A 13,876-nucleotide genomic window follows, 5' to 3' on the forward strand; every position below is an offset into this window, starting at 1 on the left:
CTCGCGCCCGCGGGCACGCGGCCCGCGCTCCGAGCGCGAGTTCCGTGTTCGGGCGCGCTCCTGCCGCCAAGCCCCGCAGCCAGTCCGGCCTCAGCGCCCCACGATCCCCCGCGCCACACCGAGCAGCACCAGGTCCTGCGGCCGCAACCGCAGCTGGTTCGCCGTCGCCGGGACCTCCTCGGGCGGGCGCTTCAGGATCGACGCCGCCGCTTCCGGGGACGTCACCGAGAAGTAGCTGTCCGGCGTCACCCACGTCCGCTCGGGGTGGGCGAACGCCAGCGCGCCCCCGGAGCCGCCCTCGCCGATCACCAGCGTCGTCACCGGCACCGACGCCCCGGCCACCGCCGCGAAGACCTCCGCGATCGCCGCGCCCGCGCCGGCCCGTTCGGCCGCCGGGTCGTTGGCCGCGCCCGGGGTGTCCACCAGGGTGAGCACCGGGATCCCCAGCCGGTCGGCCAGCCGGATCAGCCGCGCCGCCGTGCGGAAACCCGACGGCAGCGTCGCGATCCCGCATTGCGCGGCGTAGGCGACCGTCACGCCTCCGCGCATTCCGAACCCGCACCGCACCCCGGGATCAACGCCGCCGCACCGGTCGCCGCTGATGTCCTCCCGCCACTCGAAGTAGGCGTCCAAATAGGACTCGGCGCGCGGCCGTGACGGAGCACGTGCCGCTTGCACCGCTGCCCAGCCGTCCGCCGGTAGCTCATCGCCGCCCAAAGCCGATGGCGGCGGCGCCGGCCGCCCGTCCGCGCCCGTCAGCAACGACAACCACCGGCCCAGCCGCTCGCCCAGCTCCGCCGCGGGGACGATCTGGTCCACGTGCCCGGACGCCAGCTGCGACTCCGCGGTGTACGCCGACGCGTCACCGGACGGCCGCACCCGCGACCCGGCGAACCCGACCTGCGCCCCGGGCAGGGCCAGCGCCACGTCCGAACCGGCGCCGAGCGTGGCCCAGCCGCCGCCGGTCGTCGGGTCCCGCACGACCGCGACCTGCGGCAACCCGGCGGCCCGCGTCAGCGCCGCCTGCCGGGCGATCCGCTGCAGCTGCGTCAGCGCGGCCATGCCCTCCTGCATCCGGCTGCCGCCGGTCGCGATCATCGACACGACCGGCGTCCGCAGCTCCCGCGCCCGCTCGAACGCCGCCTCGATCCGGTCGCCGGTGCGCCGCCCGAGCGAGCCGCCGAGGAACCCGAACTCCCACGCGATGACGGTCGCCTCGGTGTCGCCGAACTTGCCGACCCCGCACACCACCGATTCCCGCTCGCCGGTGCGCTCGGCGGCCCTGTCACGCGCGGAGTCGTAACCGGGCCAGCCGATCGGACCGTCCACACCGGACTCGGCGCTGGGTGGCGCGGGCAGCTCGGTGAACCCGGAGCACACCGAGCCGATCACCGCACGGGCGCTCTCACGCATCCAGCGCCCGCTTCATGACCTTGCCCATGTCGTTGCGCGGCAACGCATCCAGGAACCGGACCACCCGCGGCCGCTTGTGCGGCGACAGCAACCGGGCGACGTGGTCGACCAGCTCCTGCTCCGCGGGCGGCTCTCCGGCGGGCACGATCCACGCCACGATCCGCTCGCCGAGGTCCGGGTCCGGCTCGCCGGTCACCGCGGCCTCGGCCACGCCCGGGTGCTCCAGCAGCGCGTTCTCGATCTCGCCGGCGCCGATCTTGTAGCCGCCGCTCTTGATCAGGTCGGTGGCCTTGCGCCCGACGATCCGGTAGTAGCCGTCGGCGTCCCGGGTCGCCATGTCGCCGGTGCGGAACCAGCCGGCGTCGAACACCTCCGCGGTCGCGTCCGGGCGGTTGAGGTACTCGGTGAACAGGTTCGGCCCGCGCACCTGGATCTCGCCGACCGTCTCGCCGTCACTGGTCTCGATGACCGCGCCCGACTCGTCGACCAGCCGCACCTCGACCCCGCGCAGCGGCACCCCGACTGTGCCGGGTTTGCGTTCGCCGTCGGCCCGGACGCTGGTGTTCATCAGCGTCTCGCTCATGCCGTAGCGCTCCACGACCTGCTGCCCGGTGGCCGCGCGGATGCGCTCGTGGTCGTGCACCGGCAGCGCGGCCGACCCGGACACCAGCAGCCGCGCCCCGCTCAGCGCCTTGGCCAGCTCGGCGTTGCCGCCCACCTCCTCCGCGATGCGGTGGTACATCGTGGGCACGCCGAACATCATCGTCGCCTCGGTCGACAGTTCCCTGGCGATGACGTCGGTGGCGAACTTCCCGGCGTGGTGCACGGTGCCGCCGCGGCGCAGCGGGCCGAGGATCCCGAGGATCAGGCCGTGCACGTGGAACAGCGGCAGCGCGTGCACGAGCACGTCGTCCGCGGTCCACTGCCAGGCGTCCTCCAGCGCGTCCAGCGTGCTGGAGATGGCGCGCCGCGGCAGCACGACGCCCTTCGGCGGGCCGGTCGTGCCCGAGGTGTAGACGATCAGCGCGGGCGCCTCGTCGCCCGGCTCCTCGGGCAGGTCACCGGGGCTGCCGATCAGCGCGACCTGCTGGCGCGGCAGGTTCGCCAGCCGCTCCGGCAGCTTCGCGCCCGGCTCGCTGAGGACGAGCGAGGGGGCGCTGTCGTTCACGATGTGGTCGAGTTCGCGCTCGCCGATCTTCGGGTTGACCGGGACCGCCGGGACACCCGCGAGCAGCGCCGCGACCACGGCGACGCTCGTGTGGATGGTCGGCGTCGCCCACACCGCCACCCGCGTGGGTGACTGGGCGCGGATCTCCCTCGCGAGTGAACCGGCGATCGCCGCCAGTTCCGCGTAGTCGAGCGAGACCTCGCCGAAGCGCAGGGCCTCCTTCTCGGGCGGCTCTGCCAGGGCCGGGAACAACCGTTCGGGCACGTGAACTCCTCACAGATCAGCCGAGTCCGGGCACGATGAACACGAGCCAGACGACGGCGGGTACCACGGCGACCATGATGCCGCCGTAGACGAGCAACTGCCGGAAGAAGGCGTCCCGGTCCACCTCGCGGGCGTTGGCCAGCACCAGCGCGCCGTTGGTGGAGAACGGGCTGACGTCGACGACTGTGGCCGACACCGCGAGCGCGCAGATCATGCCGACCGGGCCGACCGTGCCCAGCGCGAGGAACGGCACCGCGAGCGGGATGAGCGCGCCCATGATCCCGACCGACGACGCGAACGCCGACACGATCGCGCCGATGTAGCACAGCAGCAGCGCGGCGAGCAGCGGCGCGCCGATGCCGCCGACGCCCTCGCCCGCCCACTCGATCGTGCCCATCTCCTGCAGGACGCCGACGTAGGTCAGCACGCCGCAGATCAGCAGCACGGTGGGCCAGGTGACCTCGCCGACGGCCTTCTTGCTGGTCGCGGGCCAGATCACGCTGAGCACCACGGCCAGCGTCATCGCGGTAAGGCCGACGTCGAGGTCGAACACCAGCGTGGCGACGACCAGCACGGCCAGGCTCGCGAGCGTGGCGATGCGGGGCGCGTTGAGGCGGATGCGCTCGCGGGTTTCGACGCCGGCCGACCCGGTGCCGGCGGGCGGGCCGCCGGTGCCCGCGGCGACGAGTTCGCGGTCCCGGTCGGTGGTGCGGATGGTCTGCCGCTTGCGCAGGAGGACGAACACGATGGCCGCGATCACCAGGTTGACCACGAAGCTGGCCAGGAAGAGCGTGATCTCGCTGCCGCCGAGGCGTTCGCGCTCGACGATGCCGTTGACGATGGTGCCGTAGACGCTGATGGGCGAGAAACCGCCGGCCTGCGCGCCGTGCACGACCATCGCGCCCATCAGCAGCGGGTGGATGCCGTACTGGGCGGCGAACCCGAGCGCGACGGGCGCGACGATGGCGACCGCGGCCGGGCTGACCGCGCCGATCGCGGTGAGCACCGCGGTGATGGCGAAGGTGACCCAGGGGATCAGCGCGACGCGGCCGCGGACCAGCCGGACGGCGGCGTCGACCAGCCAGTCCGTGGTGCCGTTGGCGCGGGCGATGGCGAACAGGAACGTGACGCCGACGAGCACGACGAACAGGTCGCCGGGGAAGCCGGCGAAGATCTCGTCGGCATCCATGTTCGCGGCCAGCGTGCCGACGCCGAACGCGGCCGCGAAGGACAGCACCCCCATGTTGATCGAGCGAGTCGTCGCTATCACGAAGACGACCGCGAGGACGAGGATCGAGATCAGCTCAGCGGACATCGGTAGAACTCCCGCCGTTGGGATTCAAGTGGCTGAGTGGCTGAACCACTTTGCGGCTCAGCCACTCAGCCTGTCAAGGGCTAGGCTTCGGAACGTGTCTGATGCGCTGAGCCCGATGGTCCGTCCGCGGCTGTACGAGCAGGTCCTGGAGCGGTTGCGGGCCTACGCGGCCGACGCCGGGCTGCGTGCGGGCGACCGGTTGCCCGCGGAGCGGGACCTGGCGCAGCGGCTCGGGGTGAGCCGGGCGTCGGTGAAGCAGGCGATCGTTGTGCTGGAGGTGCAGGGCCTGGTCGAGACCCGGCACGGCGGCGGGACGTACCTGGTGCGGGACGCGCTGGACGCCGAGCCGGTCGAGCGACTGGTGGAACGCAGGCGGCGGCTGCCGGACGTGCTCGACGCGCGGGAGGCGCTGGAGACGAAGCTGGCCGAGCTGGCGGCGGTGCGCCGGACCGACGAGGACCTGGCCGCGCTGGAGTCGGCGCTGGAGTTCATGGCGGCCGAGATCAGGGACGGGGGAGCCGGGGTCGAGGGTGACCGTAGGTTCCACGCGGCGATCACCGGGGCCGCGCACAGCGCTCTGCTGGCCGAGTTCATGGGCGCGATCGCCGACCAGATCACCGAAAGCCGCAACGAGTCGCTCCGCCAGCCGGGCCGCCCGCCGCGGTCGCTGGACCAGCACATCCGCATCGCGAACGCCATCCGAGACCGCAACCCGAAGACTGCGGCCGAAGCGATGCGGAACCACCTCCGCACGGTCGCCGAGGTGCGCCTGCTGAGCTGGGACCCGGAGGACTGACCCGGAAGGCGCCCGGCCACCGCCCGGTTGCGCCCGGTGACGGCGAGCCTCCGGCTGCGCATTCTTCCTGCGCCCCACGAACCGCAAGCCGGCAACGCAACGACACCGACTACCCCGACCAGACCTCCCCCGCCCCCGATCCCCAGCCGATCTTTGGTCGTCGACCTGCTCGGCGACTGAAACACAATCAGGCATCGAGGGCGGGGGAGGTCGGCACCCAAGCGGCCCGGTAACCGCAGGTCGGCGCGCACGCCGTACCCTGGAGAGCTGTGCTGGTACTGGCTCTGGACACGTCGACGCCCGCGGTGACCGCCGGGGTCGCCGAGCTCACCACGAGCGCCACCGTGCTCGCCGAGCGGGTGACGCTCGACGCGCGTGCGCACGGTGAGCTCATCACCCCGCACGCCCTCGACGCGGCGCGCGAAGCGGGTGTCGCGCTCAAGGACCTGGCGGCGATCGTGGTCGGCGCCGGGCCGGGGCCGTTCACCGGTCTGCGCGCCGGTCTCGCCACCGCCGCCGCGCTCGGGCACGCGCTCGGGATCCCGGTCCACCCCGTCTGCAGCCTCGACGCGATCGCCCGTCAGGCCGGCCTTGGCGAGCCGTTCCACGTCGTCACCGACGCCCGTCGCCGCGAGGTGTACTGGGCGGCCTACGACGCGGACGGCCAGCGCACCGACGGCCCCCACGTCCAGGCGCCCGCCGAGCTGTCGATCAGCCTCGCCGCCGGGGACGGCGCCCGCCTTTACGCCGAGCAGCTCGGCGCCCGGGTCGTCGAGCCGTACTACCCGAGCACCGCCGGTCTGGTGGCCGCGGCCCGCGAGGCGCTGACCTCGGGAGCCGAGCCCGCCCCGCTGACGCCGCTCTACCTGCGCCGCCCGGACGCCGTCGAACCCGCCGCGCGGAAGCGGGTGACCACCGCGTGAAGCTCGCCAAGCTGCGCCGCAAGGACGTGGACCGGTGCGCCGAGATCGAGAAGGTCCTCTTCGCCGGTGACGACCCGTGGAGCGCCCGCGCGTTCCTCAGCGAGCTGGACTCCGGCGCCTACTACCTCGGCGCGTACACCCCCGAGGACGTCCTGATCGGCTACGCCGGCCTGGCGGTCGTCGGCGGCCGGGGCGAGTACGAGGCCAGCGTCCACACCATCGGCGTTGACCCCGCTCACCAGGGCAAGGGCATCGGCACCGCGCTGCTGCGCGCACTGCTCGCCCGCGCCGACGAGGTCCGCGCGCCGGTGTTCCTGGAGGTCCGCACCGACAACGACCGCGCCCAGGAGCTGTACCGGCGGCACGGTTTCGAGCAGATCGGCCTGCGCAAGCGTTACTACCACCCGTCCGGCGCCGACGCGTACACGATGATGCGCCCCGCCGTGAGCAAGCAGGAGGTGGGCTGATGTCCCGCATCATCCTCGGCATCGAAAGCTCCTGCGACGAGACCGGCGTCGGCCTCGTGCGCCTGCACGACGACGGCGCCGTCGAGCTCCTCGCCGACGAGGTCGCGTCGAGCGTCGAGCAGCACGCGCGGTTCGGCGGAGTGGTGCCGGAGGTCGCCAGCCGCGCTCACCTGGAGGCCATGCGGCCGACGGCCGAGCGCGCGTTCGCCACGGCCGGGCTCCGGCTGTCCGATGTGGACGCCATCGCGGTGACCGCGGGCCCGGGGCTCGCGGGCGCGTTGCTGGTGGGCGTCTCGGCGGCGAAGGCCTACGCGGCGGCGCTGGACGTCCCGCTCTACGGCGTCAACCACCTGGCCGGGCACATCGCGGTGGACACCCTGCAGCACGGCCCGTTGCCGAAGCCGTGCCTGGCGATGCTGGTGTCCGGCGGTCACACGCAGCTGCTGCGGGTGGACGACATCGCCGGTGAGATCACCGAGATCGGGTCCACTGTGGACGACGCCGCCGGCGAGGCCTACGACAAGGTGGCCCGCGTGCTCGGCCTGCCGTACCCGGGCGGCCCGCCGATCGACAAGGCCGCACGCGAGGGCGACCCCACGGCGATCGACTTCCCGCGCGGAATGACCGGCCCGCGGGACGCGAAGTTCGACTTCTCGTTCTCCGGCTTGAAGACCGCGGTGGCGCGGTGGGTGGAGAACGCCGAGCGCCGCGGCGAGGAGATCCCGGTGAACGACGTGGCGGCGTCCTTCCAGGAGGCGGTGGCCGACGTGCTGACCGCGAAGGCCGTGCGCGCGGCGACGGAGATGGGCATCGGCACGCTGGTGATCTCCGGCGGGGTCGCGGCGAACTCGCGGCTGTCCAGCTTGGCGCGCGAGCGGTGCGAGGCCGCGGGGATCGAGCTGCGCGTCCCGAGGCCGCGCCTGTGCACCGACAACGGCGCGATGATCGCCGCGCTGGGCGCGCACGTGGTGGCGGCGGAGAAGAAGCCGTCGGCGCTGGACCTCTCCGCGAACCCCGCGCTGCCGGTGGAGATCGTCTCGCTCTGAGCGACTGCCGAGCGCTTGAGCGCGAAGCTCGCGCCCGCGGTCAGGGGGCGAGCGTGACCGTGCTGTGCGTCGGCGAGCCCGGCAGTGTGCTGCGGCAAGCCGTGAGGGACCGCCCCGGCCACCGATCCGGCAGCCGGGGCGGCCCCGTCAGATGCAGTCGACCGCGTACTCAGCCACGCCTTCGCCCTCCCAGGTGACCGTGCCGGTCCCCCTCGGCGCGATCGGCACGCACGCGGGGCGCTTCCCGGTGCTCAGGGCGATCGAGCCCTCGATCGCCACCCCGCAGTCGTTGCGCAGCTCGGCCCAGCCGGGGCCGCTGTCGGTCAGCTCCGCGCACGCGCCCAGCGCACCCGCCTCGCCCGCCCACGCGGGCGATGCCGTCGCCAGCAGCCCGGCCGCGACCACCGCGACGCCCGCGGCCATGCGAATCCCCACAGTTCCTCCCCAGACTCACCGCACGTCACGGGCGCGTGCGCGAAACCACCACGTCGTCGAGCTTGACGAAGCCCACCCGGTGCCCGAACTGCACCTGCACGTACTTCGTCTTCCCGCGCACCACCACGTGCTGCGCCGCGTCGAAGGTCGTCGCCGAGTAGTACTCCGCAGTCAGCGTCGGGCCTGCCGCGTACTTCTGGCCCGCGGGCAGCGTGTACTGCAGCGGCACGACCTCCTGCGGCGTGAGCCCCTCCGGGTACGCCTCCGCCTCCGGGTACGCCCGCCCGTACACCGGCACCGACGACAGCCCCGGCCGCGGCGTCACCACCTGCCCCAGCACCGGCACCACGCCGGACGACCGCAGCCACCCCTTCTGCCCGAGGAACCACACCGCCGTCCAGTCGCCGCGGACCTCCGCCACCGCGTACCGCTGCCCGGTCGAGACCCGGCTGCCGACGTCCGAGATCGCCACCGTGGAGGGCCCGCCCTCTGGGTGCAGGCCCACGTCCGCCAGCAACGGCGCGTCGTCGCGGGGTTCGGTGCGCATGAACAGCGCCGACGAACCACGCGCCGGGCACGCGGCGCCCGGGGCCGACGTGTCGCAGCCCGTGTAGCCCGTCGGGTTCGTGGCGAAGTCCGGTTTGACCATCACCAGGCCCGTCGGCTGCCGCACCGGCCGCGCGTTCAGCGGCGCCCCGAGCAGGTCGAAGTAGTGCGCCCAGTCCCAGTACGGCGCCGGGTCCCAGTGCATGCCGGCGACCTTGTCCGCGGTCCCGCCCGGCACGTTGTCGTGACCGATGATGTGCTCGCGGTCCAGCGGGATCCGGTACTTCCCGGCCAGGTACTTCACCAGCTTCGCCGAGGTCCGGTACATCGCCTCGGTGTACCAGGTGCCCTGCGCCGCGAACCCCTCGTGCTCGACGCCGATCGATTTCGCGTTGAAGTACCAGTTCCCCGCGTGCCAGCCGACGTCCTTGGTCAGCACGTGCTGCGCGACGTGCCCGTCCGTCGAGCGCAGCGTGTAGTGCCACGCCAGGTACGACGGGTCCTGCACGAGCCCGATCGCCGCGTCGTAGGTGCACTCGGTGTCGTGGATGACGATGTGCGTGATCTGCTGGGAGTTGGGCCGCTCGGCCTTGTCGTAGTTGCCGTAGTTGCCGCCGCCGAGGTCCTGGTAGGGCGCCGGGATCCACTCGACGGGCAGCCCGGGCGGGGCTTCGGCCGCGCCCTCCGCGACCGTGGACAGCCCGAGCGCGCGGACCTGCTCGCGCCGCGGCGAAACCGGCGTCGCGGGCAGCGCGACGGCCTGCCCGTCGTCGGTGGTCCGGCTCGCGCCTGCGGTGATGGTCGAGAACACCTCGTCGGCGAAGAACGTCGCGGTCCCGGTGTCCGAAGCGCCGGAGTAGCGGGCGACCGCGCCGTACCAGTCGGCGGGCACGTCGGCGCGGGCGCCGAGTTCTCGTTGGTAGTGGGCCAGAACCGCCGCGCCACCGCGGATGTTCTGCACCGGGTCCGTCCGGAGCGTCGCGGCGTCCACGCCGGTCAGCCCGGCGGCGAGGTCCACGGTCTGCAGCGCGTCCGACGTGTGCGGCCGCAGCTCGCCGCGCGCCGAGTCGCCACGCGGGTCCTCGCCCTTGTCGTGGTGGCTGCCCCCGGCGGCGACCGCGCGCAGGTCGGTCAGGTGCATCGGGCCGAAACCGGCGCCGGTGCTCGGCGCGCCGCCGTGCGAGTCCCACCGGGACTTCAGGTACGAGACGCCGAGCAGCACGGGTTCTGGGACCCCGAACTCCGCCGCCGCGGCGGCGAACGCCCGCTGACGGGCGGAAGTCGTGGCGGCGGCAGCACCGGGCGCGGCCACCACGGCCACGCCGGCGGTGCCGGCGGCGATCGCGCGCAAAGCGTTGCGGCGGGTGATCGGCATGTTGCCCTCCCAGGCTGGTGTAGCCAGGAAACTACACAGTGGCAAGGGGGTTGGGAACTACCCGATCACTTGCGCGCCTCTCCAGGTCTTTCACGCACCGGCGACAGCCCGGCCGCGAACCGTCGCGATCGATGGCGGCGGGTACCCACCGCCGCGCGGGAAGGGCTGGGGGTGACCGCCGCCGGGCGGGAACGGGCCCTGCTGCTGCGGGTACCACCGGGCGCCGGGCTACGGCTCGTAGGACTGGCCCGGCTGCGGTGGGTACTTCATCGGCACGCCTCAACTGGGACCGCTGCACCACCGCCACGGGGCGTACGACGCCTTGTGGGTGACAGCGGTTCCGGTCAGCGCACCGGTTCCGGGGCGGGGCGGTTGTCGAAGGCCTCGCGCGCCGCGAGGATCTCGCCGACGTGCTCCTCTGCCCACTCGCCCAGCACGTTGAACATGTCGCCGACCTGGGTGCCGAGGGCGGTGAGCGAGTACTCGACGCGCGGCGGCACGGTCGGGTAGACGGCCCGGTCGACCAGGCCGTCGCGCTCGAGCGCGCGCAGCGTCTGGGTGAGTGACTTCTGGGTGATGCCCTCCAGCCGGCGGCGCAACTCGTTGAAGCGCACGGGGCCGTCGCTGCGGCGCAGGAAGCTCAGCACCAGCAGCGTCCACTTGTTGGCCAGCGCGTCGAGCACCGTGCGGGCGGGGCAGGCGCGGAGGTAGGACTGGACGGTATCCACGAGGTACCTGGATATCAGGAAGGTGCCTTCTTCACAACCGATACCACCGCGCACGACGATCTCCGGTGTGAAAGCTGTTGATGTGCGGGCCCTGGGTGGCCCCGAGGTCCTGGAATTCGTCGACGCGCCGCGGCCGGTGCCCGGGCCGGGCGAGGTGCTGGTGCGGGTGCACGCGGTGGGGGTGAACGCGGCCGACTGGAAGCTGCGGCGGGGGCTGGTGGAGGGGTTCGGGATCGTGCCGCCGTTCCGGCTCGGCCTGGACTTCTCGGGCGTGGTCGAGGAGACCGGCGAGGAGGTGTTCGGGCTGGTGATGTCGCGCTGGGGCGCCTACGCCGAGTACGTGGCCGTGCCCCGCGACGCGCTGGCCCCGAAGCCGGCGGCCCTGGACCACGTCGACGCCGCCGCGCTGCCGACCGCGGTGCTGACCGCCTCCCAGGCGCTCGCCGATGTCCGTGCTGGTCAGCGCGTCCTGATCCACGCCGCGGCCGGCGGGGTCGGGCACGTGGCGGTGCAGGTGGCGAAGGCCAGGGGCGCGCACGTGATCGGCACCGCCCGGGCGGTCAACCACGAGTTCCTGCGGGCACTCGGCGCGGACGAGCTGATCGACCACACCGCGGTCGACTTCACCACGGCCGTGTCCGATGTGGACGTGGTGTTCGACCTGGTCGGCGGCGAGTACGGCTCGCGCTCGCTGCGGGTGCTGAACCCCGGCGGCGTGCTGATCGACGCCCAGGGCGACGACGGGGCGGACGACCCGCGCTACCGGCGGTTCCACGTGCAGCCGTCGGCCGCGGAGCTGGCGCGGGCCGCGGACGTGCGGGTCCACGTCTCGCAGGTCCTGCCGCTGGCGGACGCCGCGAAGGCGCACGAGCTGAGCGAGAGCGGGCGGGTGCGCGGGAAGATCGTGCTGGTTCCGTAGAACGGCCCCGGGACCGCGCCATCGGGGTCCCGGGGCCGTTCAGGTCAAGGCCGGTGCTAGCAGCCTCCGCAGCAACCGCATCCGGGGCCACTGCACGAGCTGCAACAGCTGCAACCACCCATGGGAACACCATTCCTTCCAGTCGTGTCCGGGCCGTTTCCCAAGGTAGGCAGCGGGGTCGGAAGTCAACACCGCTCAACGAGTGAGATGGCGATATCGCTACGTGACGACGTGTGCCGCGCCCGACGGCTGCCGCCGCGACGGGGCCGGCAAAGTGCCCGGTCAAGCACCTTGACAAGGGGTGGCAGCCACACCGGGGGACCCTCCTTGCGCGGCTAGCACTCCCGTGGCTAGAGTGCTAATCGAAGGCACCGCACACGCCCCGGCACCCGCGACGGCGGGGGTGGTAGGCGCCGAAACCAAGTAAGTACCTGCCAACGCTTTCGACGACCCGTGGAGGTCAACCCGGTGAGCGTGAACATCAAACCGCTCGAGGACAAGATCGTTGTCCAGACGAGCGAGGCCGAGGAGACGACCGCGTCCGGCCTCGTCATCCCCGACACCGCCAAGGAGAAGCCCCAGGAGGGCAAGGTTCTGGCCGTTGGCCCGGGCCGCGTCGACGACAAGGGGAACCGCATCCCCGTCGACGTCAACGTCGGCGACGTCGTCATCTACTCCAAGTACGGCGGCACCGAGGTCAAGTACAACGGTGAGGACTACCTGATCCTGTCCGCTCGCGACGTGCTGGCTGTCGTCAACTGACACAGGCGCTGCGGTGAACGCCCCGGGCCCCGCTGGAAAGCCGGGGACGGGGCGTTCTGCTGTCTGAGAGGACTTCCATGCCCAAGCAGATCAACTTCGACGAGGACGCTCGTCGAGCCCTCGAGCGCGGCGTCAACAAGCTCGCCGACGCGGTCAAGGTCACCCTCGGCCCGCGCGGTCGTCACGTCGTGCTGGACAAGAAGTTCGGCGGCCCCACGATCACCCTCGACGGCGTCACCGTCGCGCGGGAGATCGAGCTGGAGGACCCGTTCGAGAACCTGGGTGCCCAGCTGGCCAAGAACGTGGCCACCAAGACCAACGACGTCGCCGGCGACGGCACCACCACGGCCACCGTGCTGGCGCAGTCTCTGGTGAAGGTCGGCCTCCGCAACGTGGCCGCCGGCGCCAACCCGGCCGGCCTCGGCAAGGGCATCGAGGCGGCCGCGGAGAAGGTCATCGAGGTGCTCAAGTCCAAGGCCACCCCGGTCAAGGGCCGCGACAACATCGCCCAGGTCGGCACGGTCACCTCGCGTGACGCCACTATCGGCGCCCTGCTCGGCGAGGCCGTGGAGCGGGTCGGCGAGGACGGTGTGATCACCGTGGAGGAGTCCTCCACGCTGGCCACCGAACTCGAGATCACCGAGGGTGTGCAGTTCGACAAGGGCTACCTGTCGGCGCACTTCGCGACCGACCCGGAGGAGCAGCGGGCGATCCTCGAGAACGCCTACGTGCTGCTGCACCGCGAGAAGATCTCGGCGCTGGCCGACCTGCTGCCGATCCTGGAGAAGGTCGCCGAGTCGAAGAAGCCGCTGCTGATCATCGCCGAGGACGTCGAGGGCGAGGCGCTGTCCACCCTGGTGGTCAACGCCCTGCGCAAGACCCTCGTCGCGGTCGCGGTGAAGGCCCCGTTCTTCGGTGACCGCCGCAAGGCGTTCCTGGACGACCTGGCCGTCGTCACCGGCGCGCAGGTCATCTCCTCGGAGGTCGGCCTGAAGCTGTCCGAGATCGGCCTCGACTCGCTGGGCACCGCCCGGCGCATCGAGATCACCAAGGACAACACGACGATCGTCGACGGTGCAGGCACCAAGGCCGACATCGAGGCCCGCATCGCGCAGATCCGCAAGGAGATCGAGACCACCGACTCCGACTGGGACCGCGAGAAGCTGCAGGAGCGGCTGGCGAAGCTCGGCGGCGGTATCGCGGTGATCAAGGTCGGCGCGGCCACCGAGACCGAGCTGAACGAGCGCAAGCACCGCATCGAGGACGCCGTGGCTTCGACCAAGGCGGCCGTCGAGGAGGGCATCGTGCCCGGCGGTGGTTCGGCGATCGTGCACGCGGTCAAGGAGCTCGAGGGCGACCTCGGTCTGACCGGCGACGAGGCCACGGGTGTCCGCATCGTGCGGGACGCCCTGACCGCGCCGCTGAACTGGATCGCCGCGAACGCCGGCTACGAGGGCCCGGTCATCGTGTCCAAGGTGCAGGAGCAGGGCTGGGGCTACGGCTTCAACGCCGCCACCGGCGAGATCACCGACCTGCTGCAGGCCGGCATCGTCGACCCGGTGAAGGTGACCCGCTCCGCGGTCGCGAACGCGGCCTCCATCGCCCGTCTCGTCCTGACCACGGAGAGCACCGTGGTGGACAAGCCGGTCGAGGAGCCCGAGAACACCGGCCACGGCCACGGCCACGCGCACTAGCAACAACAAGCACCAAAAGGGCCCC

13 protein-coding genes are annotated in these 13,876 nt (G+C 72.4%); 7 read left to right on the top strand and 6 right to left on the bottom strand.

Features of this window, described 5'->3' with window-relative positions:
• Positions 1 to 90: 90 nt before the first annotated feature.
• From AMY39116_RS0323195 to AMY39116_RS0323205, 3 genes are read right to left on the bottom strand one after another with little or no spacing between them, the layout of a single operon-like run.
• Positions 91 to 1,413, bottom strand: a complete 1,323-nt coding sequence (locus AMY39116_RS0323195; protein ID WP_020420020.1) for a carboxyl transferase domain-containing protein — start codon at positions 1,411 to 1,413, stop codon at positions 91 to 93.
• Complete coding sequence (locus AMY39116_RS0323200) at positions 1,406 to 2,845, bottom strand: acyl-CoA synthetase (protein ID WP_020420021.1); 1,440 nt, start codon at positions 2,843 to 2,845, stop codon at positions 1,406 to 1,408. The genes AMY39116_RS0323195 and AMY39116_RS0323200 overlap by 8 nt, the downstream gene beginning before the upstream one ends.
• A 16-nt stretch (positions 2,846 to 2,861) precedes the next feature.
• On the bottom strand, positions 2,862 to 4,160 hold the full coding sequence (locus tag AMY39116_RS0323205) for an SLC13 family permease (RefSeq protein WP_020420022.1): 1,299 nt from the start codon (positions 4,158 to 4,160) through the stop codon (positions 2,862 to 2,864).
• A gap of 94 nt (positions 4,161 to 4,254) precedes the next feature.
• Here AMY39116_RS0323205 and AMY39116_RS0323210 point away from each other — a divergent pair, with 94 nt between their 5' ends.
• From AMY39116_RS0323210 to tsaD, 4 genes are all read left to right on the top strand, one after another.
• Positions 4,255 to 4,956, top strand: a complete 702-nt coding sequence (locus AMY39116_RS0323210) for a FadR/GntR family transcriptional regulator (RefSeq protein WP_027936166.1) — start codon at positions 4,255 to 4,257, stop codon at positions 4,954 to 4,956.
• Positions 4,957 to 5,225: 269 nt separating this feature from the next.
• Complete coding sequence (gene tsaB, locus AMY39116_RS0323215; protein WP_020420024.1) at positions 5,226 to 5,879, top strand: tRNA (adenosine(37)-N6)-threonylcarbamoyltransferase complex dimerization subunit type 1 TsaB; 654 nt, start codon at positions 5,226 to 5,228, stop codon at positions 5,877 to 5,879.
• Complete coding sequence (gene rimI / locus AMY39116_RS0323220) at positions 5,876 to 6,346, top strand: ribosomal protein S18-alanine N-acetyltransferase (protein WP_020420025.1); 471 nt, start codon at positions 5,876 to 5,878, stop codon at positions 6,344 to 6,346. Before tsaB ends, rimI begins: the two co-directional genes overlap by 4 nt.
• Complete coding sequence (gene tsaD / locus AMY39116_RS0323225) at positions 6,346 to 7,392, top strand: tRNA (adenosine(37)-N6)-threonylcarbamoyltransferase complex transferase subunit TsaD (RefSeq protein WP_020420026.1); 1,047 nt, start codon at positions 6,346 to 6,348, stop codon at positions 7,390 to 7,392. The genes rimI and tsaD overlap by 1 nt, the downstream gene beginning before the upstream one ends.
• A gap of 147 nt (positions 7,393 to 7,539) precedes the next feature.
• Here tsaD and AMY39116_RS0323230 read toward each other — a convergent pair whose 3' ends face one another.
• The 3 genes from AMY39116_RS0323230 to AMY39116_RS0323240 all read right to left on the bottom strand — a co-directional run bounded on the left by AMY39116_RS0323230 (position 7,540) and on the right by AMY39116_RS0323240 (position 10,476).
• Positions 7,540 to 7,827 carry a hypothetical protein gene (locus AMY39116_RS0323230; RefSeq protein ID WP_157358663.1) on the bottom strand — a complete coding sequence of 96 codons (288 nt, stop codon included), beginning with the start codon at positions 7,825 to 7,827 and terminating at the stop codon, positions 7,540 to 7,542.
• Positions 7,828 to 7,852: 25 nt separating this feature from the next.
• The gene (locus AMY39116_RS0323235) at positions 7,853 to 9,748 is read right to left on the bottom strand and encodes an N-acetylmuramoyl-L-alanine amidase (RefSeq protein WP_020420028.1); all 1,896 of its coding nucleotides are present in this window, start codon (positions 9,746 to 9,748) and stop codon (positions 7,853 to 7,855) included.
• Positions 9,749 to 10,092: 344 nt separating this feature from the next.
• A complete protein-coding gene (locus tag AMY39116_RS0323240) occupies positions 10,093 to 10,476 on the bottom strand; it encodes a helix-turn-helix domain-containing protein (RefSeq protein WP_020420029.1) in 384 nt (127 codons plus the stop codon).
• Between the two features lie 67 nt (positions 10,477 to 10,543).
• Here AMY39116_RS0323240 and AMY39116_RS0323245 point away from each other — a divergent pair, with 67 nt between their 5' ends.
• From AMY39116_RS0323245 to groL, 3 genes are all read left to right on the top strand, one after another.
• The gene (locus tag AMY39116_RS0323245) at positions 10,544 to 11,395 is read left to right on the top strand and encodes an NADP-dependent oxidoreductase (protein ID WP_027936167.1); all 852 of its coding nucleotides are present in this window, start codon (positions 10,544 to 10,546) and stop codon (positions 11,393 to 11,395) included.
• Between the two features lie 468 nt (positions 11,396 to 11,863).
• Positions 11,864 to 12,157: a co-chaperone GroES gene (gene groES, locus AMY39116_RS0323250; protein ID WP_026153773.1), complete on the top strand. Its 294-nt coding sequence runs from the start codon at positions 11,864 to 11,866 to the stop codon at positions 12,155 to 12,157.
• A gap of 77 nt (positions 12,158 to 12,234) precedes the next feature.
• A complete protein-coding gene (gene groL / locus AMY39116_RS0323255) occupies positions 12,235 to 13,851 on the top strand; it encodes a chaperonin GroEL (protein ID WP_020420031.1) in 1,617 nt (538 codons plus the stop codon).
• Positions 13,852 to 13,876: the final 25 nt, after the last annotated feature.

This window comes from Amycolatopsis sp. ATCC 39116, assembly GCF_000231075.2.
Taxonomy (GTDB): Bacteria; Actinomycetota; Actinomycetes; order Mycobacteriales; family Pseudonocardiaceae; genus Amycolatopsis_E; species Amycolatopsis_E tucumanensis.

What these genes read in the sequence shown, in the direction of transcription:
- AMY39116_RS0323195 (WP_020420020.1), bottom strand. Translation starts at nt 1,413, where the DNA reads ATGCGTGAGAGCGCCCGTGCGGTGATCGGCTCGGTGTGCTCCGGGTTC.
- AMY39116_RS0323205 (WP_020420022.1), bottom strand. Translation starts at nt 4,160, where the DNA reads ATGTCCGCTGAGCTGATCTCGATCCTCGTCCTCGCGGTCGTCTTCGTG.
- tsaD (WP_020420026.1), top strand. Translation starts at nt 6,346, where the DNA reads ATGTCCCGCATCATCCTCGGCATCGAAAGCTCCTGCGACGAGACCGGC.
- AMY39116_RS0323235 (WP_020420028.1), bottom strand. Translation starts at nt 9,748, where the DNA reads ATGCCGATCACCCGCCGCAACGCTTTGCGCGCGATCGCCGCCGGCACC.
- groL (WP_020420031.1), top strand. Translation starts at nt 12,235, where the DNA reads ATGCCCAAGCAGATCAACTTCGACGAGGACGCTCGTCGAGCCCTCGAG.